The 21,894-nt window shown below is 64.9% G+C and carries 22 protein-coding genes; 12 read left to right on the top strand and 10 right to left on the bottom strand.

Going from position 1 to position 21,894, the window contains the following annotated elements:
• Positions 1-78: 78 nt before the first annotated feature.
• A complete protein-coding gene (locus ACZ2HM_RS01155; RefSeq protein WP_037476054.1) occupies positions 79-840 on the top strand; it encodes an SDR family NAD(P)-dependent oxidoreductase in 762 nt (253 codons plus the stop codon).
• Between the two features lie 14 nt (positions 841-854).
• Positions 855-1,604 carry a ThuA domain-containing protein gene (locus ACZ2HM_RS01150; RefSeq protein ID WP_037476056.1) on the top strand — a complete coding sequence of 250 codons (750 nt, stop codon included), beginning with the start codon at positions 855-857 and terminating at the stop codon, positions 1,602-1,604.
• Positions 1,605-1,743: 139 nt separating this feature from the next.
• On the opposite strand, the gene ACZ2HM_RS01145 is transcribed toward ACZ2HM_RS01150, so the two are convergent.
• Together ACZ2HM_RS01145 and ACZ2HM_RS01140 are read right to left on the bottom strand one after the other, a co-directional pair.
• Positions 1,744-2,109, bottom strand: a complete 366-nt coding sequence (locus tag ACZ2HM_RS01145) for a Rieske (2Fe-2S) protein (RefSeq protein WP_037476058.1) — start codon at positions 2,107-2,109, stop codon at positions 1,744-1,746.
• Positions 2,106-3,188: an acyl-CoA dehydrogenase family protein gene (locus tag ACZ2HM_RS01140; protein WP_162182226.1), complete on the bottom strand. Its 1,083-nt coding sequence runs from the start codon at positions 3,186-3,188 to the stop codon at positions 2,106-2,108. The genes ACZ2HM_RS01145 and ACZ2HM_RS01140 overlap by 4 nt, the downstream gene beginning before the upstream one ends.
• A 241-nt stretch (positions 3,189-3,429) precedes the next feature.
• Here ACZ2HM_RS01140 and ACZ2HM_RS01135 point away from each other — a divergent pair, with 241 nt between their 5' ends.
• From ACZ2HM_RS01135 to ACZ2HM_RS01105, 7 genes are all read left to right on the top strand, one after another.
• On the top strand, positions 3,430-4,323 hold the full coding sequence (locus tag ACZ2HM_RS01135; RefSeq protein ID WP_470425988.1) for a helix-turn-helix transcriptional regulator: 894 nt from the start codon (positions 3,430-3,432) through the stop codon (positions 4,321-4,323).
• 162 nt (positions 4,324-4,485) lie between these two features.
• Positions 4,486-4,890 carry a Zn-ribbon domain-containing OB-fold protein gene (locus ACZ2HM_RS01130; protein WP_470425987.1) on the top strand — a complete coding sequence of 135 codons (405 nt, stop codon included), beginning with the start codon at positions 4,486-4,488 and terminating at the stop codon, positions 4,888-4,890.
• A gap of 3 nt (positions 4,891-4,893) precedes the next feature.
• A complete protein-coding gene (locus tag ACZ2HM_RS01125) occupies positions 4,894-6,039 on the top strand; it encodes a thiolase family protein (protein ID WP_470425986.1) in 1,146 nt (381 codons plus the stop codon).
• A 1-nt stretch (position 6,040) separates the two neighbouring features.
• Entirely contained in the window at positions 6,041-7,249 is a 1,209-nt protein-coding gene (locus ACZ2HM_RS01120; protein WP_470425985.1) for an acyl-CoA dehydrogenase family protein, read from the top strand.
• A gap of 34 nt (positions 7,250-7,283) precedes the next feature.
• Entirely contained in the window at positions 7,284-8,246 is a 963-nt protein-coding gene (locus ACZ2HM_RS01115) for a thiamine pyrophosphate-dependent dehydrogenase E1 component subunit alpha (protein WP_069065020.1), read from the top strand.
• 18 nt (positions 8,247-8,264) lie between these two features.
• On the top strand, positions 8,265-9,281 hold the full coding sequence (locus ACZ2HM_RS01110) for an alpha-ketoacid dehydrogenase subunit beta (RefSeq protein ID WP_069065021.1): 1,017 nt from the start codon (positions 8,265-8,267) through the stop codon (positions 9,279-9,281).
• 7 nt (positions 9,282-9,288) lie between these two features.
• Entirely contained in the window at positions 9,289-10,752 is a 1,464-nt protein-coding gene (locus tag ACZ2HM_RS01105) for a 2-oxo acid dehydrogenase subunit E2 (RefSeq protein WP_470425984.1), read from the top strand.
• Positions 10,753-10,863: 111 nt separating this feature from the next.
• Here ACZ2HM_RS01105 and ACZ2HM_RS01100 read toward each other — a convergent pair whose 3' ends face one another.
• The 3 genes from ACZ2HM_RS01100 to ACZ2HM_RS01090 form a co-directional block, all read right to left on the bottom strand.
• On the bottom strand, positions 10,864-11,664 hold the full coding sequence (locus ACZ2HM_RS01100) for a sugar phosphate isomerase/epimerase family protein (protein ID WP_156106204.1): 801 nt from the start codon (positions 11,662-11,664) through the stop codon (positions 10,864-10,866).
• Positions 11,661-12,464, bottom strand: coding sequence for an SDR family NAD(P)-dependent oxidoreductase (locus ACZ2HM_RS01095; protein WP_037478553.1), 804 nt, complete (start codon positions 12,462-12,464; stop codon positions 11,661-11,663). The genes ACZ2HM_RS01100 and ACZ2HM_RS01095 overlap by 4 nt, the downstream gene beginning before the upstream one ends.
• A 74-nt stretch (positions 12,465-12,538) precedes the next feature.
• Complete coding sequence (locus ACZ2HM_RS01090) at positions 12,539-13,243, bottom strand: TetR/AcrR family transcriptional regulator (protein WP_313924568.1); 705 nt, start codon at positions 13,241-13,243, stop codon at positions 12,539-12,541.
• A 104-nt stretch (positions 13,244-13,347) separates the two neighbouring features.
• Here ACZ2HM_RS01090 and ACZ2HM_RS01085 point away from each other — a divergent pair, with 104 nt between their 5' ends.
• From ACZ2HM_RS01085 to ACZ2HM_RS01075, 3 genes are read left to right on the top strand one after another with little or no spacing between them, the layout of a single operon-like run.
• The gene (locus ACZ2HM_RS01085) at positions 13,348-14,661 is read left to right on the top strand and encodes an aromatic ring-hydroxylating oxygenase subunit alpha (RefSeq protein WP_470425983.1); all 1,314 of its coding nucleotides are present in this window, start codon (positions 13,348-13,350) and stop codon (positions 14,659-14,661) included.
• Positions 14,654-15,178, top strand: coding sequence for a nuclear transport factor 2 family protein (locus ACZ2HM_RS01080; RefSeq protein WP_470425982.1), 525 nt, complete (start codon positions 14,654-14,656; stop codon positions 15,176-15,178). The genes ACZ2HM_RS01085 and ACZ2HM_RS01080 overlap by 8 nt, the downstream gene beginning before the upstream one ends.
• Entirely contained in the window at positions 15,175-16,191 is a 1,017-nt protein-coding gene (locus ACZ2HM_RS01075) for an NADP-dependent oxidoreductase (RefSeq protein ID WP_470425981.1), read from the top strand. The genes ACZ2HM_RS01080 and ACZ2HM_RS01075 overlap by 4 nt, the downstream gene beginning before the upstream one ends.
• 128 nt (positions 16,192-16,319) lie before the next feature.
• Here the strand turns inward: ACZ2HM_RS01075 and ACZ2HM_RS01070 are convergent, their stop codons facing one another.
• From ACZ2HM_RS01070 to ACZ2HM_RS01050, 5 genes are read right to left on the bottom strand one after another with little or no spacing between them, the layout of a single operon-like run.
• Positions 16,320-17,324: an NADP-dependent oxidoreductase gene (locus ACZ2HM_RS01070; RefSeq protein ID WP_237748871.1), complete on the bottom strand. Its 1,005-nt coding sequence runs from the start codon at positions 17,322-17,324 to the stop codon at positions 16,320-16,322.
• Between the two features lie 2 nt (positions 17,325-17,326).
• Positions 17,327-18,955 carry a GMC family oxidoreductase gene (locus tag ACZ2HM_RS01065; protein ID WP_470425980.1) on the bottom strand — a complete coding sequence of 543 codons (1,629 nt, stop codon included), beginning with the start codon at positions 18,953-18,955 and terminating at the stop codon, positions 17,327-17,329.
• Between the two features lie 24 nt (positions 18,956-18,979).
• The gene (locus ACZ2HM_RS01060) at positions 18,980-20,143 is read right to left on the bottom strand and encodes an acyl-CoA dehydrogenase family protein (RefSeq protein ID WP_470425979.1); all 1,164 of its coding nucleotides are present in this window, start codon (positions 20,141-20,143) and stop codon (positions 18,980-18,982) included.
• Between the two features lie 18 nt (positions 20,144-20,161).
• The gene (locus ACZ2HM_RS01055) at positions 20,162-20,689 is read right to left on the bottom strand and encodes a VOC family protein (protein WP_096063520.1); all 528 of its coding nucleotides are present in this window, start codon (positions 20,687-20,689) and stop codon (positions 20,162-20,164) included.
• Positions 20,689-21,759, bottom strand: a complete 1,071-nt coding sequence (locus ACZ2HM_RS01050) for a phosphotransferase (RefSeq protein ID WP_470425978.1) — start codon at positions 21,757-21,759, stop codon at positions 20,689-20,691. Before ACZ2HM_RS01050 ends, ACZ2HM_RS01055 begins: the two co-directional genes overlap by 1 nt.
• Between the last annotated feature and the right edge of the window lie 135 nt (positions 21,760-21,894).

Genomic DNA, 21,894 nt, shown 5'->3' with positions numbered 1-21,894 from the left:
CGCTTTTGCCAGTGCAGCCCCGCTCCTTTGCCGATAAACAGGCGGGCAAATACCGTGTGAACAGGAAAGGATGCCGTCATGGACATTGGTCTGAAGGGGCGCAAAGCCATTCTCGCAGGCGCCAACGCCAGCATCGGCCGGGCCGTTGCCAAGGTTCTGGCCGCCGAAGGCTGCGACGTCGCGCTGTGCGGGCGGACGCAGGACAAGGTCGACGCCGTCGTGGCCGAAGTGCAGGCGCTCGGCGTGCGCGGCATCGGCGCGTCGGTGGACGTCACCGATGCGGAAGCCTTCCCCAATTGGGTCAGCAGCGCCGCGCAGGAACTGGGCGGCTGCGACATCTTCATTTCCTTCGTCTCGGTCAATCCGGGGGTGGACACGCCCGAAGCCTGGACCACGGTGCTGAACGGCGACATCTTGCCGCTGGTGCGCGGCATCCACGCGGCCCTACCCGCGCTCGAACAGTCGGATGCCGGGTCGATCGTCACCATTTCGTCCACCGGCGCGCTGGAGGAATTTATGGGGCCGCAGCCCTATAATGCGCTGAAGGCTGCAGTCATCAACTACAGCGCCGCGCTGGCGCAGAAACATGCGCCGCAAGGGCTGCGCGTCAATTGCGTCTCGCCCGGCCCTATCTACACCGACGATGGCCCCTGGGCCTATATCAAGAAGAATATGACCGATTTCCATGACGGCATCCTCCAGCAAATCCCCTTCGGCCGGATGGGCACGGGCGAGGAACTGGCCAAGGCGATCGCCTTCATCGCATCACCCGCCTGCCGCTACATGACCGGGGCCAACATCCTGATCGACGGCGGGATCACCAAGGGCGTGCAATATTAAGCGGGGACGATAGCATGAGCGAGACACAGCCCGCCCGCATCAATTGCGTGCTGATCGTCGGCGGCCTTTATCACGACATGGACTTCGCCCGGCTGGAGCTGTTGAAGTTGCTGGGCGAAGACCCGCGCGTGCGGACCCGCGTGTTCGAGGATTATGGTCATCTCGACGCCATTCTCGCCGCCGACATGCTCATCACCTATACGTGCGACGTCGTGCCGCCCCTGCCCGCGCAGGAAGCGTTGCGCCAATGGGTGCGCGATGGTGGCCGCTGGTATGCGCTGCACGGCACCAATTCGGTGCTGCGCCTGTTCGACAATGGCCTTTATGGCAGCCCGCGCTGGGCACCGTTGATGATGGAAACGCTGGGCAGTCAGTTCATCGCCCACCCGCCGATCGCCCCCTACCGGGTAGAGGTCGCCGACGCCGATCACCCGCTGACCCGCGGCATCGAACCGTTCGAAACGACCGACGAGCTGTATCTTATGGAACGGCATGGCGATCTCCATGTCCTGCTCGACACCGAATTTGCGGGCGAAGCGACCGGCTTCGACGAGCATCAATGGACGCAGGACCGGCACCCCGTCCTATATATCAAGGCGCAGGGCGAAGGCGCGGTCCTCTACAACACGCTCGGCCATTGCCGCAGCCATTATGACATGCAGCCCTTCCTCGACTGGTGGCCCACCATCGACCGCTGCGCCTGGGATCTGCCGGTGTTCTACGACCTGCTGCGGCGGGGCATTGCGTGGTGCAAGGGGGAGTAAATTACCTAAAATCCTCCCCTGGCAGGGGAGGTGGCAGGGCGTAGCCCTGACGGAGGGGTGTCGCGCTATCGATAGGGCGACACCCCTCCACCACTTCGTGGTCCCCCTCCCCTTACAGGGGAGGATTTAGCCCCCCGCTTCACCCCAACGGCTTGACCGGCAGATGCTCCGCGCCCGGAGCCTCGTCCGGCACCGCCACCTCGATCCATCCGTCCGCGCTTTCGCGCCAGGGGTAGAGTTTGAGCGCTTTATATCCCGCCCCGCCCAGACATTCGCCATTGTCCAGCTTGAAGCGCGCGCCGTGCAGCGGGCACATCACTGCGCCGCGCCGCACGCGGCCGCCCGGCGCCAGTTGCGCGGCGGCGTGGCTGCACCGGTTTATGAGGGCGTGAACCTGGCCCTCATCCTTGCAGAGCAGTACCGGCCAGCCATTGACGATGAAGGGCATCATCGCCCGCTCCTCGATCGCGCTGGCCTCGACCACCCGATGATAGCTTTCCGTCATGCGCGCGCCTGATCCTCTCGTGCGGCCTTGGTCGTCATCGTCCTATAGGCGTCCATGTCATGATCCACATCGCCAAGCAGCGTGACAAGCGCCATCACCCGCTTGAACGCCTGACCCACCAATAATTCCTCGGTCGTGCCGATGCCGCCATGCAATTGCACCGATTCTTCGCCGATATGCACCGCGCTCTGGGCGATATAGGCCTTGGCGCCGATGATCGCTGCCGCCCGCCCGTCCGCGCCAGCCCCCGCCGCGCGATAGAGTTGCGACCGGCTGAGTTCGAGCCGCGCATAGCAATCGGCCATGCGGTGCTGCAACGCCTGGAAACTACCGAGCGCCTGGCCGAATTGCTGCCGCGTCTTGAGATAGTCGAGCGTCGCGGCGAACATCATTTCCATGAGGCCGAGCAGTTCGGCGCTGACCGCCAGCCGTGCCTGATCCATCACGCCTGCCAGTTCCGCCTCGCCACCCGCCATCGGTTCTGCGGGCGTATCGGCAAAGCGAACATCGGCGGCATGCGAGCCATCGACCAGCCGATAGGGGTCGATGCTGACCCCCGGCGCGCCCGCCTCGACCAGATGCAGCGTCAGCGGTGCGCCGTCGCCTGCGCGCGCGGCGACGATGAACCGATCGGCATGGCCGCCGCCCAGCACCATCTGCTTGATCCCGCTGATGCGTCCCGCGGTCACCCGCGTCCGCAATCGGTCCAGGCCAAAACGCGCCTGCGTCTCGAACAGCGCCAAAGCGACGATCGCTTCGCCGCCGGTAATGGCGGGCAGCAGCGCGTCTTTCTGGTCCTGCGTGCCAGCCGCCGCCACCAGCCCCGCGCTCAGGATCAGCGCGGGCAGCACCGGCTCCACCGCAACGAAGCGCCCCAGCGCTTCCATCACCGTGATGATGTCCACCGGCGAACCGCCAAAGCCACCCGCTTCTTCGGGCAGCGCGAACGCCAGCAAGCCCGTTTCGGCCAACATCGCCCAATTGGCGTCGGCAAAGCCGCGCGGTTCGCGCAGATAGGCCAGCCGCTTGGCGGCGTCATAGCGGTCCGCCCCGAAACGCTGCACAAGGTCGCGAAGCATGGCCTGCTCATCGCTGAGATCGAAATTCAAGCCACCATCCCCCGGATTGTCCTGGCTGGACCGCGCGCTGCGCCGTCCGGCTGTTGCTGTTTCATGACGCATTTATGCACGGGCAGCGGGCAGGGCGTGGACTGGATATTCCGCTAGTTTCACCATGGGCACGCTGCGCCCGGAAAACCTAACGCTAGTCATAGGTTTTTGTCGCTTGCCCGCACCCCCTGCCCATAATAGCATCCAGCGCATGGAGAGATCAGGTGACACGCTCGTCGCCCCCCGCAAGGATACCGGACAAGCCGCAAAAGTGGCGACCGATTTCCGTTCGGGCAGGCAGGTTCCAACCGCTATTTTCGCGCCCGCCGACATAAGGCCGGCGGCGGAGGCGTTGCGCGATATTGCCCGCGACCTGGGCAATTTCCGCGTCGCGGCCTGCGCCAATATCGCGTCGCGATCGCCGATGACCGATGCGGAAGGCGAAGTGCTGGCCAGCGCGGTATTCGGCTGGCCCTCGACCAAGGAACAATGGTGGCAAAAGCCGCTGCTCGCGCTCAGTTCGCCCCTGCCCTTCGCCTGCCGCTATGAAAATGAACCCTTCTGGGCCAATGCCCATGGCATCCATACCCGCGCGCCCAATCCGCTGCTCGACCAGATCGACCTCAGCCTCTTCGAAGGCGAAGTGAATGCCAAGGCCGTGATCGTCGTGCCGGTGCATATGTCCTTTGGTCAGATCGCCGCGATCAGCTTTTCGCCGATCAACGACAAGCGCGACGACCTATCGTGCGAGTTCGATCTCTATAGCGACCAGCTCGAATATCATGCCCGGCGCTTCGTCAACGGCTATACCCGCGTCAGCAGCCAGCGCCCCTGGATTCCCAAAAATTGCCGCCTCTCCAAGCGCGAAGTCGAATGTTTGCGCTGGGCGGCGGTGGGCAAGACAGACGCCGAAATCGCGATGATCCTCAGCCGCAGTTGCGCCACCGTGCGCTTCCACATCCATAATGCCGCGATCAAGTTGGAGGCGGTCAACCGCAGCCAGACCGTGTTCAAGGCGACGCAGCTTGGCTATCTCGGCAATGTCGCCGCCGTCATGGTGCCGCATCTGCCGCACGAAACGCAGGCGTCGGCCGCCGCGAAATAAAGTTTCTCCCCCTGAGAAAGTGTGCGGCCAGCCGGGCGACCGGCTGGCCCTTTTTTTGTGCCCGCGCGTCCAACGACGCTGCCAACCTATGCTTTCTTACAGAAGCCTTCGCCCGCTTCCCTTCCCATAGTGCCCCCACACAAGAATGAGAGGGCTTAGACGTTGGGCGCATCAGCGATAGCGCAGGGACTGTTTCGGGAAACGCCCGAACCGACTCTGATCGGCGGCCGCAACCGGGATACGGGGCGGATCGTCTTTCCCTGCCCGGACGATGTCGCGCGCTGGGAGCCGATCGACCTGCCGCGCCGCGGCACGCTCTGGTCCTGGACTGTCCAGCGCTTCCGCCCCAAATCGCCGCCCTATATCGGTCCGGAAGCGTTCACCCCCTTCGCCATCGGCTATGTCGAACTGCCTGGTGCGACGATCGTGGAAACGCAGATCGTCGGCGCGGACTTTGATAGCCTGACGATCGGCATGGCGATGGACCTGGTCACCACCGACTTCGCCACCGCCGCCAATGGCGATGCGATCCGCCTGTACGCCTTTACCCCTGCCACGGAGGCCTGAGCCATGCAGGACGTCTATATCGTCGGGATCGGCATCCACCCCTTTGGCCGCAGCGAAGGCTTGAGCGGTCTGCAACAGGGAGCCAATGCCGCCCGCGCCGCCATGGCCGACGCAGGGCTTGAGTGGCCCGACATGCAGTTCGGGTTCGGCGGGTCGGATTCGGCGGGCAATGCCGACACGATCGTCAACGAGCTGGGCCTGACCGGGCTGCCCTTCATCAATGTCAAAAATGGCTGCGCCACGGGCGGATCGGCGCTGATCGGTTCCTGGCAGGCGATCGCGTCGGGCGCGCATGATGTCGGCATAGCCATCGGCTTCGACAAGCATCCGCGCGGCGCGTTCAACGCCATGCCCGCCGAATATAGTCTGCCCGACTGGTATGGCGAAGCGGGCTTCATGGTCACCACGCAGTTCTTCGCCATGAAGCTGCAACGCTATATGGCGCTGCACGGCATCAGCCCGACGTCGCTCGGCCGGGTCGCGGAAAAGGCGTTTCGCAACGCGGTCCATGCCGACCATGCGTGGCGACGGTCGCCGGTCGATCTCGACACCATCCTCAACGCCCCGATGATCAGCGACCCGCTGACCAAATATATGTTCTGCTCGCCCGCCGAAGGCGGCGTCGCGCTGGTTCTGGCCAGCGCCAAGAAGGCGCGCGAACTCGGCCGCGATCAGGTGCGGATCAAGGCGGCGGTCATCCGCACCCGCCCGCCCGGATCGTTCGAGGTCTTCGCCCCGTCGATGGACATCGAACGCGGCGGTGCGCCGACGTTGCTCGCCAGCAAGGCCGCCTATGAGATGGCAGGCATTGGCCCGGAGGACATCGACCTCGCCCAGTTGCAGGACACCGAATCCGGCGCGGAAATCATGCACATGGCCGAAAACGGCTTTTGCGCCGATGGCGATCAGGAAGAATGGCTGGCCAATGGCTGGACCAACATCGACGGTCGCCTGCCGGTCAACACCGATGGCGGGTGCCTCGCCTGTGGCGAGCCGATCGGGGCGTCGGGCCTGCGCCAGGTCTATGAAAATGCGCTGCAACTGCGCGGGCGTGGCGGCGGGCGGCAAGTGCCCGGCGATCCGCGCACGGCCTATTCCCATGTCTACGGCGCGCCCGGCATTTCCGGCGTGACCATTTTGGAACGATAAGATGGACCTTGATTTCTCCCCTCAGGATCAGGCGTTCCGCGCCGAAGTCCGCCGCTTCCTCGACGATAATCTGCCGCAGCATCTGCGCGAAGGCATGCGCGCAACGCCGGGCGTGTTCGTCGAACCCGACATTGGCGGCGAGTGGCAGGCGATCCTGCGCGCCAAGGGCTGGCTTGCCTATAATTGGCCGACCGACTGCGGCGGCACCGGCTGGACGCCGATCCAGCGCTATATCTTCGAAAAGGAATGCGCGCTCGCCGACGCGCCCAGCCTGCCGGTGCTGAGCCTCAAGCTGCTCGGCCCGGTCATCTGCCATTTCGGCACCGAGGAACAGAAAGCCTATTTCCTGCCCCGCATCCTGGATGGCACGGATTTCTGGTGCCAGGGCTTTTCCGAGCCCGGCTCCGGCTCCGACCTCGCCAGCCTCAAGACGCGCGCCGAGCGCAAGGATGGCCATTATGTCGTCAACGGCCGCAAGCTGTGGACCACCCACGCCCATCACGCCTCGCACATCTTCTGCCTCGCCAAGACCGATCCCACCGCCAAGCCGCAACGCGCGATTAGCTTCCTACTGATCGACATGGCGCAGCCCGGCATCGAAGTGCGGCCGATCATGGGGCTGGCGGGCGACCATGAGGTGAACGAAGTCTATCTCGACGATGCCGTGACCCCGCTCGATCATCTGGTGGGCGAGGAAGGCCAAGGCTGGACCATCGCCAAATTCCTGCTCGAAAATGAGCGCGGTGGCGCCTGCCACGCCCCCAAATTGCTGTCGGACATCGCCAAGCTGCGCATCGCAGCTCTTACCGAACCTGACGGCAAGGGCGGCTGCATGGCCGAAGATCCGCACTATATGGCCCGCCTCGCCCGCGCCGAACTGGAGGCGCAGGCGCTGGAAATGACCGAAATGCGGGTGCTGGCCGAAATGGCCAAGGGCTTGCCGCCCGGCCCGCAAACCTCGCTGTCCAAGCTGGTCGCGTCCACCCTGCGCCAGCAGGTCGATGGCCTCGCGGTGCAGCTTTATGGCTATGCCGGCATTGCGCTGGAGGAACAGCGGCCGCTCTATGGCAACCAGGCGCCGCCCGCCCTCCATGGCAAGCCCGCGCAGCTTGCCGCGCCGCGCTATCTTAATTCGCGCGCCTGGACCATCTTTGGCGGGACCAATGAGGTTCAACGCAATATCATAGCCAAAACGGTGCTGGGGCTGTGACCGCCACCAGAGTCGATCGACCAGGAGAGAATAGATGCAATTGAGCCGCGAGGCACTGATCCGGGCCTATCGTCAAATGAAGACGATCCGCCTGTTCGAAGAGCGTCTGCACGATGAGATCGCGCTGGGCGAAATCGCCGGCTTCACCCATCTCTATGCGGGCCAGGAGGCCTGCGCGGTGGGCGTGTGCGAGCATCTGGGGCCGACCGACTATATCATCTCGACCCACCGGGGCCATGGCCATTGCATCGCCAAGGGCTGCGACGTCATGGCGATGATGAAAGAGATCTACGGATCGCGCGATGGCCTGTGCAAGGGCAAGAGCGGCTCCATGCACATCGCCGACATCGGCGTCGGCATGCTCGGTGCGAACGGCATCGTCGGCGCGGGCGCACCGATCGCGGTCGGCGCTGGCATCACCGCCAAGAGCAATGGCACCGTCTCCATCGCCTTTTCGGGCGATGGTGCCTGCAACCAGGGTACGACATTCGAAGCGATGAACATGGCGGTGGTGCTGAAGCTCCCCGTCATCTTCGTGTTCGAAAATAACCATTATTCCGAACATACCGGCGAAGCCTATGCCGTTGGCGCGGAAAGCATGACCGTCCGCTCCGCTGCCTTCGGCATGAAGGCGATCAAGGCCAACGGCATCGATTTCTTCAGCGTCTATGACGCGATGCGCGAGCTGATCGACTATTGCAAGGCAGGCAATGGCCCGGCCTCGATCGAGCTGGATTGCGAGCGTTTCTACGGCCATTTCGAGGGCGATCCGCAACGCTATCGCGGCCCCGGCGAACTTGACCGCATCCGCGAGGAGCGCGACTGCCTCAAGACCTTCCGCACGCGCGTTACCGAAGCCAAGCTGCTCGACGGGGCCGAACTCGACGCGGTCGATGCCGAAGTCACCGACCTCATCGACCGCGCGGTTGCCGAAGCGCAGACCGCCGCCCGCCCCACCGCTGCCGACGTCCTGGAAGACGTCTATATCAGCTACTGACGCCAGAGGGATCGACACATGGCTATCAAGATGATCCGCGACGTCATTCGCGACACGATCGATGCGGAAATGGAACGGGACGACAGCGTCATCATGCTGGGCGAGGATATCGTCGGCGGCCATGGCGCCCCCGGCGGCCCCGAAGCGATCGGCGGCATATGGGGCACGTCGGGGGGGCTGTGGGCCAAATATGGCTCTGACCGCGTGATCGACACCCCGATTTCGGAAAGCGCCATCATCGGCGCGGCGTCCGGCGCGGCGCTGACCGGCAAGCGCGCCATTGCCGAAATCATGTTCGCCGACTTTATCGGCGTGTGCATGGACCAGATCTGGAACCAGGCGGCCAAGTTCCGCTACATGTTCGGTGGCAAGTCCAAATGCCCGCTGGTCATCCGCATGCCCTATGGTGCCGGTTTCAACGCCGCGCCCCAGCATAGCCAGGTGATCCATCAGTTCGTCACCGCCATGCCGGGGCTGAAGGTCGTCATGCCCTCCACCCCCGCCGATACCAAGGGGCTGCTGACCCAGGCGATCCGCGACGATGATCCGGTGATCTTCCTTGAACATAAGGCGCTTTATGGCGTGAAGGGGGAAGTGCCCGATGGCGACTACACCATCCCCTTCGGCCATGCCCGGCATGTCACGCAGGGCGATGACATCACCATTCTCGCCACCGGCATGATGGTTGGCTTTGCCGAAAAGGCGGCAGCACAGCTTGCCCAGGACGGCATTGGTTGCGACCTGCTCGACCTGCGCACCACCAGCCCGCTGGATGTCGAGGCAATCCTCGACAGCGTCGAACGCACCGGTCGCCTGCTGATCGTCGACGAAGCCCCGCCGCGCTGCTCCTTCGCGACCGACCTGTCGGCGCTGGTGGCGCAAAAGGCGTTCGCCTCGCTCAAGGCGCCGATCGAGATGGTGACACCGCCACACAGCCCCGTCCCCTTCGCACGGGAACTCGAATCCGCCTATCTGCCCTCGCCCGACAAGATCGTGGCGGCGGCGGTGCAGCTCCTATCCTATCGGCGGGGATAAGTATATCATGGCCACTCTGCGCGCATATGCGATGCCCAAATGGGGCATAGAAATGACTGAAGGCGTCGTCGCCGAATGGATGGTCGCCGAAGGCGTGCCGTTCAAGAAGGGCGACCTGCTCGCCCTCATCGAAACCGACAAGATCACCAATGAGATCGAGGCCGAGGCCGACGGGATGTTCCCGCGCCTCATCGCCCAGCAGGGCAGCACCTATGCCGTCGGTGAACTGATCGCCGTGCTGGCGGGGCCGGACGACAAGGTCAGCGCCGACGAGGTCGATGCCTTCGTCGCCGGGTTCAAGCCCGCCGACACCAAGGTCGCGTCCAAGGCTGGCGCAGCCCCGCCACCGCCCGCTACGCCGGAACCGGAGGCGAAGTCCGCACCCGCTCCGCAGGTCGCGATCGCCGACGACGCGAATATCAGCCCCGCCGCCCGCGCTTTCGCGCAGGCGAATGGCGTGGACATCACCGCGCTCACCGGCTCCGGCCCCAATGGTCGTCTGACCTTCCAGGACGTGCAGCAGGCGAGCCTGCCCCCGGTCGCGGTCGGCGGCGGCGCGGCGGTGGACCTGACCCCCGTCGGCAACGCCTTGGGCGAGGTTTTCGCCAGCCCCCTCGCCAAGCGCCTAGCGGTGCAGCATGGCGTTGACCTAACGGGCCTGACCGGCTCAGGCCCCAAGGGCCGGATCGGCAAGGCGGACGTGCTGGCCAAGGTCAAGCCGGTCGAAGCCCCCGCCGCTGCGCCCCCTGCCCCAGCCCCGGCAGCGATCGACTTCGCCCGCCCGGCGGCAGGCAGCACGGAAATCGTCAAAATGTCGCCGATGCGCAAAGCGATTGCCAAGGCGCTCAGCCACAGCAAATCGACCATCCCGCATTTCTACCTGCGCTCGGCCGTCAGGATCGACGCGATCCTGGGCCTGCGCGCGCAGGCAAAGGCGGCGACCGGCGAAGCGCCCAGCATCAACGACTATCTCGTGCGCGCCTGCGCCCTGGCGCTCGCCCGGCATCCCGATGTCAATGTGCAGGTCCATGGCGATGAAATCCATCGCTTCGCCAGCGCCGACATCGCCGTCGCCGTCGCGACCGACAAGGGCCTCATCACCCCGATCGTGAAAGGCGCCGACACCCTCTCCGTCGCCGCCATCTCGCGCACGGTGAAGGCGCTGGCCGACAAGGCCCGCACCGGAAAGCTGCAACCCGACGAGTTCCAAGGCGGCAGCTTTTCGATCAGCAACCTCGGCATGTTCGGCATCGACCAGTTCGATGCGATCATCAACCCGCCGCAGGGCGCGATCCTGGCCGTGGGTGCGGGCAGCCGCCAACCGATCGAGATCGGCAACGCGCTGGCCTTCGCCACCATCGTCCAGCTCTCCCTCTCCTGCGACCATCGCGCGATCGACGGTGCAGTGGGCGCGGACTTCATGCGCACGCTCAAGGGATTGATTGAGGAACCGACGCTGCTGGTTGGGTAGGCGCCAAAAAACACCGTTCAGGCTGAGCCTGTCGAAGCCTCTTCCTTTCTTCAAGAAGGGAAACCCTTCGACAGGCTCAGGGCGAACGGACCGGGAAGCCAGCCCGGTTCGCTACCGCCCCGCCATCCAAGCCCGCGTCGTCGCCAACATCCGCGCCGCCCGTTCGTTAAGGTCCGGCCACCCCTCCCGCAACGCGATCGACCGTTCCTCGATCGCCACCGGCAACCCCTGCGGCATCGCGTCCAACAGCGCCTCGATCGGCAATCCCCCCGCGCCCAGCGCCACGCGCCCGTCGATCGCCTCGGTCAGGATCGCGTCCGCGTCGGCCGGGTCCGCGCCGGGGTCGGGCGCGTCGCATAATTGGACATAGCTCAGCCACGCGCGCGGCACCGCCGCCACCTCTGCCAACGTCCCACCCGACCGCCGCCAATGCAGCGCGTCGATCAACAGGCCCATCGCCGGATGATCAATCGCGCGCAGTATCGCGCTCGCCTGCCCGATCGTCTTAACCTCGGTAAAAATGCCGAATTCCAGATTGATGCGGATCGCATCGCCCGCCCGCTCGGCCAGCATCGCCAGCTTGTCGCGCGTCGCCCCGTCGTCGGGATCGCTGCTGACGCACAACACGTTCCGCGCGCCCAATTCCATCCCCACATCAACCAGCCGCAGATGATCGGGATCGGGCGGCCCCGGCTTGATCCACACCACTTCAATGTCGATCAGCGGCAGGCCCGTGTCGCGCAGCGCCGCCTTCACCTGCCGCGTCGTCGCATCCGTCCACTCCGCCGCCTCGAACCACATGCCGCCATAATCGAAACCGGCCCGTGCCGCTGCCTCCACCAATTGCAGCGGCGTCGCTTCGGGCATGATGCCCGACGCCATGCAGAGTGGTGGCAAACGGTCCCGCGTCACGCCCCGGCAGCAGCCATCGCGGCGGCAACCGACGCCTCGATATCCGCCTTGGTCGGATTGGCGCGCAGCGTCAGCCCGCCATTCACCTGCAAATTCTGCCCCGTCATGAAACAGGCGTCACTGGCCAGGAACACGCACGCCTCGGCCACATCCTCCGATGTGCCATAACGGCCCAGCGGATAGCCCTTGCGAAACGCATCCATCAAGCCTGGCACCGCCGCCGCATCCGCCGTCATCGGCGTTTCGGTGATGCCGGGCGACACGCTGTTGGCGCGGATGCCCATCGCCCCAAATTCATTGGCGACGGTGCGGACCAGATGGTCGGTCCCCGCCTTGGTCGCCATATAGGCGGCATGGTCGTGGAACATGATCGTCGCGGTCGCCGAACTGATCTGGATGATCGACCCGCCGCCGCGCCGCTCCATCGCCGGGATCAGCGCCTGGAAAAACTGGAACGGCCCGCGCAGTTGCAGCGCATACATGGCGTCCAGATCGTCCTGCGTCGTCTCCAGAAACGGCTTGAGCAATCCCCAGCCGGTCGCGTTAATCGCAATATCGACCCCGCCCAGTGCTGCTTCGGTGTCGGACACCGCCATATTTATGCTCTGCTGGTCGGTCATGTCGCAGGCGACGGCCACCCCGCCAATCTCGTCGGCAAAGGCGGACAGCGCGTCGGCCTTGCGCCCCGCCACCGCGACCCGCGCCCCTTCGGCGGTCAGGCGGCGGGCGATGACCTGCGCCATATTATCCTTGCCCGCAGCCCCAACCACCAATGCCGTCTTGCCGTTCAACCTGCCCATCATCTCTTCCTTCGCACATCTATTTTACGCGCCAAGGTAACGGGCCGGGACGACGCACCAAACTCGGCTTTATGCTAGGCAACCCGCCCCAGCCCGGTGAAGCCCGCGCCGACGAAGTCCACCATCCGCTCGACCATCGCGTCCAGATCGCTGGAACTGAACCGGCCGCCCGACTGGCGATCCAACATGCCGCTTTCGGCCAATATATGCGTGATCATCGCCTGGAAGAAGAAGAAGCCCCACTGCACATCGCCCTCGTCCATCTCCGGGTGCAGCGCGCGCAAAGCCTCGACATAGGCGGCGATCACATCGTCGAAATGCTGGCGAAACGGCGATATGAACGCTTCCTGCTGCGGCATGTTCGCCACCAGCGCCATCAGCCGGATATAGTTTTTCCAACCCGCCCCGCCGCGCATCGATCGATCGACGATCGGCGTGATGAAGGCGCGGATGATCGCGCGGCGGCGCGTCGCCTGGTCGCCCGCGACCTGCCGCGCCTGCACCAGCGCGTCCGCCATGCCCGCGACATGCGCGTCGGCCCGCCGGTCGATCACCGCCCCGAACAAATCTTCCTTCGACCCGAAATGATAATGGGTCAGCGCCACCTGCACCCCGGCCTGCGTCGCAATGTCGCGCAACGACACGCCATGATAGCCCCGGATCGAAAAGAGCGACTCCGCCGCGTCCAATATCCGCGCCGCCGTATCGGGCGCCCGCCGCCGATCGAGTTTCGGCGCCGCCGCCCCCTCCGGCCCACCTGTCGTTTCCGCTAGTTTCAACGCTTTCCTGCCCATCGGACAGCTATGGCGAAGATATTGACAGGCAGCAACCGATCGGGGTAAATTTAGTCGATCGTTCAACTAAAAAATAGCGAGAGGGTATCATGACCATCGAGTCTTTCCTGGGCCGCGCGATTGCCGCCTATGATCCGCCCGTGCGCGGTGACCGTATCACGGGCGCACGCTATCATGAAAAACGCTGGGCGGACGCTGAATGGGCGCATGTCTGGACCAAGGCCTGGCATATTGGCGGCATGGCCGCCGACCTTGAAGAGGCAGGCGACTTCCTGACCCATAATATCGGCCGGGAATCGGTGGTCATGCTCTGCCAGGAGGATGGATCGGTCAAAGCCTTCTACAATGCCTGCAAGCATCGCGGTTATCGCCTCGCCTGGACCGAAGTCGGCGGCTCCCCCTTCCTCACCTGCGGCTATCATGGCTGGAAATATGCGCCCGATGGCACGCTCGCCCATGTGCAAGACCCCGATGATTTTCCCGGCGGCTCACCCTGCGGCAAGGTGAAGCTGGAGGAAATTCCCTGCACCGTCTGGGGCGGCTTCGTCTGGTTCACCATGGATCGCGACGCCGCGCCGCTCAAGACATGGCTCGGCGCAGCGGGCGAACAGCTCGAACAATGGCAGATGGGTAAGATGACCCGCGTATTATCGCTCAGTTCCGACGTGCCGTGCAACTGGAAGATCATTCGCGACAATTTCAACGAAAGCTATCACCTCCCCAATCTCCACCCGCAAATCGCCGGGTCGATCGACGATGCCCTCGAAGGCACCATCTTCGAGATGAACCCCGAAGGCCATAATTGCATGATCATGCGCGGCCTCAAGCCATCGGGCCGCTATCCCACCTCCGACATCCTCGAAATGCCGCTGGCCCAGGCACTCGAATATTGGGAGCTGGACCCCAAGGATTTCGAAGGCCGCGCCAGCCAGGCGCGCGACGCCATCCTCGCGCAAAAGCGCAAGCTTGGCGCGGAAAAGGGCTATGCCCATTATGCGACCATGGGCGACAGCGAGATTGTGGATTATCACCACTATACGCTCTTCCCCAACATCACCTTCACCATGTGGCCGGACGGGTTTCAGCTATTGCGCTCCGAACCGCACCCGACCGACCCGGAACGCTGCATCTTCGACCATTGGTTCATGGCCCATGAAATGCCCGGCAGCGATGTCGTTATGGGACCGATGGGGCCGACCCCCTTCCAGCATGTCGAACGCGAAAAGATCGAGTTCGGCACCAGGTCGCTGGGCGATGTCGCCGATCAGGATATGAGCGTGGCGATCGGCCAGCAACTCGGCCTCCATTCGCGCGGCTTTACCGGCGGCATCCTGCCCAATCAGGAAAAGCGGGTGCAGATGTTCCATGAAAAGCTGAACGACGTCTGCGGCATCCATGACTGATCCCGCGCTGATCGACGCCCTCGTTGCGAAGCAGCAGATCGCCGACCTGACGGCGGCCTATTGCCGGGGCGTCGATCGCGCCGATGCGGCGTTGCTGGGTTCGCTTTTCCACCCCGACAGCCATGTCGAAAGCGGCCCCTTCAACGGCAGCGGCCAGGATTTCGCCCGCGAAATCTGCGCCATCGTCCGCACCGTCTTCACCCAGACGAGCCACGCCAATGCGCATCAATGGGTGGAGGTCGATGGCGACAGCGCGAAGGGCGAAACCTATGTCACCGCGCTCGCCACCCCGCGCGGGCAGGAAGGCGACCCCATCCATATGCTGACCGGCGGCCGCTATCTCGACCGCTTCGTCCGCACCAACGGCACATGGCAGTTCATCGAACGGCGCTTCGTGTGCGACTGGGTCGTCCGCCAGCCCGCCGGTGGCGGCGACGACCTCTACGCTGGCTTCCTGCGCGGCGCGCAGGGACCGTCCGATCCCGTCCATAGCCTCTGGGGAAACACCGTATCATGACCGCCTCCGTCAATCGCCGTTTCCTCCTCGTCTCCCGCCCCGACGGCTCGCCGCGCGAAAGCGACTTCCGGCTGGAGGACAGCCCCGTCCCCGCGCCCGGCCCCGGCGAAATCCTCATCCGCAACCAATATGCCTCGCTCGACCCAGCTATCCGCGGCTGGCTCGACGATGCGCCAAGCTATCTGCCGCCTATCGCGATCGGCGATCCGGTGCGCGCTTCCACCATCGGCACGGTCGAGGCGAGCGGCGTCGATCGCTTCAAGCCGGGCGACTGGGTCATGGGCCTGAACGCGATCGAGGAATATAGCCTCGTCACCCCCAATGACTTCATGCACCCGATCGACGTGTCGGCGGCCCCGTCTGTCACCAGTTACCTCTCCGCCATGGGCGCGGTCGGCCTCACCGCCTGGTTCGGCATCAGCGACGCGATGCAGCCCCGTCCCGGCCAGACCGTGCTGGTCAGCGGGGCTGCGGGCGCGGTCGGCTCGATGGTCGGGCAACTCGCCAAGCTGCGCGGCGCGCGCGTGGTCGGCATCGCCGGGGGCGCGGCCAAATGCGCGCGGCTCACTGAGCGCTACGGCTTCGACGCGGCGATCGACTATCGCGGCAAGGATGAAGCGGCGCTCGCCGACGCCATCGCCACGGCCTGCCCGGACGGCATCGATCATGTCTTTGAAAATGTCGGCGGCGTCTGCCTCGACGCGGCCTTGCGCCACATCAACCAGGACGCACAGATCCTCCTGTGCGGCCTCATCTCCGAATATAATGGCGACCCCCACGGCGCGCGCAACATCTGGCAGCTGATCGTGAAAACCGCCACCATGCGCGGCTTCCTCATCGCCCGCTATGCTGACCGCTTCCCCGAAGGCAGCCAGGCCATCGCGGCGCTGATCGGCGAGGGCAAGCTCGTCTTCGACGAACATATCGAACAGGGCATCGACAACGCCTACCCCGCCTTCATGCGCCTCTTCGACGGCACCAACGACGGCAAGATGATCCTTAAACTCACCTGAAATCCGGCGGCGTAAGGGGGGGCGTTGCGCAATGCGCACCGCCCCCCAATTTCGTCATCCCCGCGAAGGCGGGGACCCATCTCCCAACCCAAAATCAGGGCGATAAGGTGGGAGATAGGCTCCCCCCCTCACACCCGCAAAATCTGCTTCCCCCGGTTCGCGCCCGTGAACAGCCGCGCCAACGCCGCCGGGGCCGCTTCGAACCCCTGCTGCTCATCGACCTGCCATTGCAGCCGCCCCGCCAGCACCAGCGCCGCCAGCCGATCGCGCATCGCGCCCCAGCGTGGCTGTTCGTCCAGGATAATGAACCCTTCCATCCGCGCGCGGCGCAGGATCAGGTTGAAATAATTGCCTGGCCCGGCAATCTCGCCGCCCTGCTCATAGCGACTGATCCCGCCGCACAGCACCACCCGCGCGCCGATCGCGAGTCGGCCCAGCATCGCGTCCAGCACCACGCCGCCGACATTGTCATAGACGATGTCGCATCCCTTGGGGGCTAGTGCCTTGAGCTGCGCCGCGACCTTGCCCTCGCGATAGTCGATCGCCGCGTCGAACCCGGCCTCCTGCGTCAGCCAGGCGCATTTTTCCGCCCCGCCCGCAATGCCGATGACATGGCAGCCCGCGACCTTGGCCAATTGCCCTGCGACCGATCCGGTCGCCCCGGCGGCGCCCGACACCACCACGACATCGCCCGCCACCGGGCGGCCGATCGCGTGAAAACCGTGCCAGGCGGTCAGGCCCGGTATCCCCAGCACCCCCAGCATAGCATGGGGCGGCAGGTCGGGGTGGCAGACATCGAAGCCCTCGCCATCGCTCACCAGATATTCGGTCCAACCGGTCATGCCGGCAACCATCGTGCCGACCGGCCAGCGGCCATCCCGGCTCTCGACCACCTCCGCGACGCCCATGCCGCGCATCACATCGCCCAGCTCGATCGGCGCGACATAGCCGCCGAAATTCTCCATCCACCCCTTTTGCGCGGGCTCGAAACCCAGCCAGCGCACCGCCAGCAGCATCTCGCCTTCGCCCGCCACCGGCATTGGCACGTCGGCTAGGCGAAAGTCGCCATCAGCGAGCGCACGCCCGACCGGTCGGTCCGCCAATTGCCATTGCCGCATCATCGCCTTCTCCATCGTCACGCCTTGCCCAAGATGATCTGCGCCGCGCGCCAGCCCAGCGCCATGGCAGGCGCATTGGTATTGCCGCTAATGAGACGCGGCATCACCGAACAATCGGCCACCCGCAGCCCCTCGACCCCATGAACCTTCAACGCTGGATCGACCACCGCATCGTCCGCCGCGCCCATCCGGCACGTCCCGACACCATGCAATCCACTGGTCGACAGTGACCGGAAACTCTCCAGCAGCGCCGCATCCTCCTGCACCGCCGCGCCGGGAATCAGCTCATCGCCGACATCGCTCGCCAGCACCGCTTGCCCCACATAAGCGCGCATCAGCCGGATCGCCGCAATCGCCGAACCTTTGTCCGCTTCGCTGTCCAGCCAGTTGGGCGTGATCGCCACGCCGTCCCCAGGTTCGCGCCCGCGCGCCTGCACTTCCCCCTCGCTGCTCTGCCGCAGCAGGCTGCCCGACACGGTGAGACCGGGCCGCTTGTCGATATTGCCGAGCGGCACGGCATCGTTGGCATCGCCCAGCGCAAACATATAGCCGCTGAGGTACAATTGCAGGTCGGTGCGCGGTCCCGTGACCCCGGTGGACAGGAACGCCCCCACCTCGAACGGCCCGGTCGCCATCGGCCCATCCCGCCGCAGATAATAGCGCGCGACCGACGCCATCAGCCCCAACCCCTGATAGCGCCCCTGAATGCCACTGTTCCGCCGCAAGCGGAACGGCATGGAATAAGACAGATGTTCCAGCATATGCCGCCCGACATGGACATTATGATGCCGCACCGCGATCCCGGCGGCGGCCAGCGCATCGCCATCGCCGATGCCCGACCGCTGGAGTATCTGCGGGCTTTCGATCGTCCCAGCGCAGACGATCACCTCGCCATCGCAATCCACGCTGAACGACCCGCGTTCGCCATGGAGCAGTTCGACCGCGACCGCCCGGCCATTGGACAGTCGCACATGGCGCAGCAGCGTGTCGGTCATCACCTTGAAATTGCTGCGCTTCATCGCTGGGCGCAGGAATATCTTGGCCCCGCTCTCGCGCCGCCCATTACGGATATTATGGCAATAATAGCCGACCCGATCCCCGACCACGCTGTTGAGGTCATCGGTACGCGGCAGGCCCATCTGTTCGCCCGCCGCGATCAGCCGCTCGGCCAGCGGATAGCGATAGGTGCGCGGCGTCACATGCACCGGGCCGCCTTCCCCGCGCAATGCGCTCCCGCCCAGCCCATGATCCTCGATGGCGCGAAAGGCGGCGACCATCGACCCGGCATTCCATCCGGTCGCGCCCGCCGCTTCCCAATCGTCATAATCCTGCGGCTCGCCCCGGCTCCAGATCATGCCGTTGATCGCCGACGATCCGCCCAGCCCCTTGCCCCTGATCCACATTTCCTGCGCCGGTTCGTCCGGGCGGCGCGGCTGGGCGACCGGATAGGCCCAGATATGCGCCGGGTTCGACACCAGCTTCGCAATCCCCTTGGGCATGGCGATCAGCGGCGACCGGTCCGGCCCGCCCGCCTCGACCAGCAGCACCCGGTTGCGTGGATCGGCCGACAATTGCTCGGCCAGCACGCACCCGGTCGATCCCGCGCCGATGATGATATAGTCGAACCGTTCGGGCAGGTCGGCCATGCGTCGCTCCTCTGCGCTGTGGGGTCAGGCCTTTTCGCGGTGGTCGCGCTTGATCTTCTTGGCCAGGCTCCATTTATGGACTTCGGTCGGCCCGTCATAAATGCGGAAGGCGCGGACCTCGCGGAAGATTTGCTCGACGATCGTGTCGCCGGTCACCCCCGTCCCGCCCATCACCTGCACGCATTTGTCGGCGATCCGCATCAGCGCCTCGGACACTGCCACCTTCGCCATCGAGCTTTCGACGGTACCAAGCGATCCGCCATCCAGCACGCTGGCGCACCAATCGATCATCAATTCGCTTTGCTGAATGTCGATCAGATTTTCCGCCAGCATGAAGCCGACACCCTCATGATCGACCAATGGCTTGCCGAACGCCATACGGCGGCAGGCATAGTCGGCCGCAATCTCCTGCGCGCGGATGCACCCGCCCAGCCAGCGCATGCAATGCGAAAGCCGCGCGGGCGACAGGCGGATCTGCGCATATTTGAACCCCTCGCCGCTCTGCCCCAGCATCTGGTCGGCGGGCACGCGCAGATTGTCGATCGTCACGATCGCATGGCCGCCTGGCATCGAACTGTCGATCGTGTCCAGCACCCGCTCGATACGGATCGCGGGATCGGGCAGGTCCACCAGGAACATGCAGGCGCCGTCATCGGACTTCGCCATGACGATCCCGACCATCGCCCCCTGCGCCCCGGTGATGAACGCCTTGCGCCCGTTGATCACCCAATGATTGCCATCGGGCACGCAGGTCGTCTGCATCATCGACGGGTCCGACCCCGCCCCGCCATCGGCCGCTGGTTCGGTCATGAAAAAAGCGGAACGACCACGCCCGTCAAGCAAGGGGGCAAGGAAATGCGCCTTCTGCTCCGCCGTGCCGACCTTGCCCAGCAGATACATATTGCCCTCGTCCGGGGCCATGGTGTTGCAGGCCAGCGGCCCCAGCGGCGACAGGCCCGATTTGATCAGCACGGTTGCCGTCTCGCGCTGGGTCAAGTGCGATCCGTCGGGCAGGACATGGGGCGTCAGCACGCCCGCCGCCCGGGCTTTCTCGCGCAATTCCATCACCAGCTCATCGCTCGGCCCGTGAAAGCCGCAACGCGGATCGCCTTCATAGGGCACAACGACGGTACGGACGAACGCTTCGACCCGATCGGCTATTTCCTGCGCGCGCGGCGTACTGAACATGGCTTCTATCCTTCTGGATCAGTTGAACTGGATCGGGCGCAGCGGGTCGGTCCCGTCGAAATCCTGCGCAGCCCGCGCCACCATGGCGTAAAAATCGGTCAGCTGCGGCACCGGCGCATAGAGTTCGGTCATATGCCCCTGCGCCGCGACCGTATCGACAAAGGCGAAGACGAAACCGTCATTCATCTCCGCCCGGCAGGCGAGATCATGGCCCGCCGCCGCGAAGTCCTTGATCGCGACATCCACATCATCGACGAACAGCGCGACATGGTGCAGCCCCTGCGCGCCGGGCTGCGCGAACATGTCGCGAAAGGCGGATGGCCCTTCCCCATTTTGCTGGACGAACTCGATCATGATATCGCCCCACTGGCCATAGGCGGAGCTATGGTCGAGCGGCCGCTCCATCCCGCGATGGACGCAGCGCCGCAGCGGGATATGATCGGCAATGAAATAAGGGCCGGACCCATGGAGCCGATGATGCGCCAATGCGGCAAGGCGCACGTCCGGCACGAAATAGGCCAATTGCCGGATCGCCAGCCGGTTCATCAACGGCCTTGTCCCTGCGCCGTCCGCCGCCCGATCGCCGCCAGTTCGGGCAGCGTATCGACCAGTGACTGCGCTTCGGGCGAGGATGCCGTGCCCCGCGTCATCCGCCCCTTGATGCCATGAATGATCGCCGCGAACCGAAACATGTTGAAGGCGAGGTAGAAGGGCAGATTGTCGATCCCGTCCCGCCCGGTGCGCGCGCAATAGGCCGCGACATAGTCCGCCTGAGACGGAATATTCAGCGCCACCAAGTCCGCACCCTTGAACCCGCCGATGATGTGCGGCGGCAGGTGATACATCATCAGATTATAGGTGAAGTCCGCCAGCGGATGGCCGAGCGTCGATAGCTCCCAATCCAGCACCGCCAGGATGCGCGGCTCGGTGGGATGCCAGATCATATTGTCGGCGCGGAAATCGCCATGGACGATAGTCGTCTCATCGCCTGCGGGAATCTGCCCCGGCAACCAGTCGGCCAGCCAGTCCATATCCTCGTTCCGCCCCGCCGCCTCATCCTCGCGATATTGCCGCGACCAGCGCGCGATCTGCCGCGCGAAATAGCTACCTGGCTTGCCATAGTCGCCAAGGCCGATCGCCTGAGGATCGATCCCGTGTAACTGCGCGATCGCGGCGTTCATCGCGTCGAAATAGGCAGGCCGTTCCTGCGGCGTCAGCGCAGGCAGGGTCGAATCCCAGAAGATGCGCCCCTCCACCATGTCCATGACATAGAAGGGCGTGCCGATGACCCCGGCATCCTCGCACAGGCCATGGACCGGGGCGACCGGAAAGCCCGCCTGCCCCAGTGCCGCCAGCACCCGATATTCCCGCTCTACCGCATGCGCGCCGGGCAACAATGTGCCCGGTGGCTTGCGCCGCAGCACATAGGCGCGGGTCGGAGTCACCAGCCGATAGGTCGGGTTGGACTGGCCGCCCTTAAACTGTTCGACCGACAGCGGCCCGGCATAGCCAGCGACATGGGCGTGCATCCACGCATCGAGCGCCGCGACGTCGAACCCATGGCCCGCGCGCACCGCGCCGGTCCCTCCGAATCGCTCCTGCCGGTCCTCGCTCACGGCCTCATCCTCTCCTGCGCTGCCTCTTCCCTGATTCCATGGGGCGTCGGGCCGGGCTTGTCCCCTCTCCTTTGTTTCAGGTGCGCGCCCGACCTCTCTAAAATCGCAGTTAGCAAGACCCAGGAAATAGCGCAT

This window comes from Sphingobium sp. KKT206, from assembly GCF_055640555.1.
Note: the sequence above shows the minus strand (reverse complement) of the source record. Positions and strands in the feature narration are given on the sequence as shown.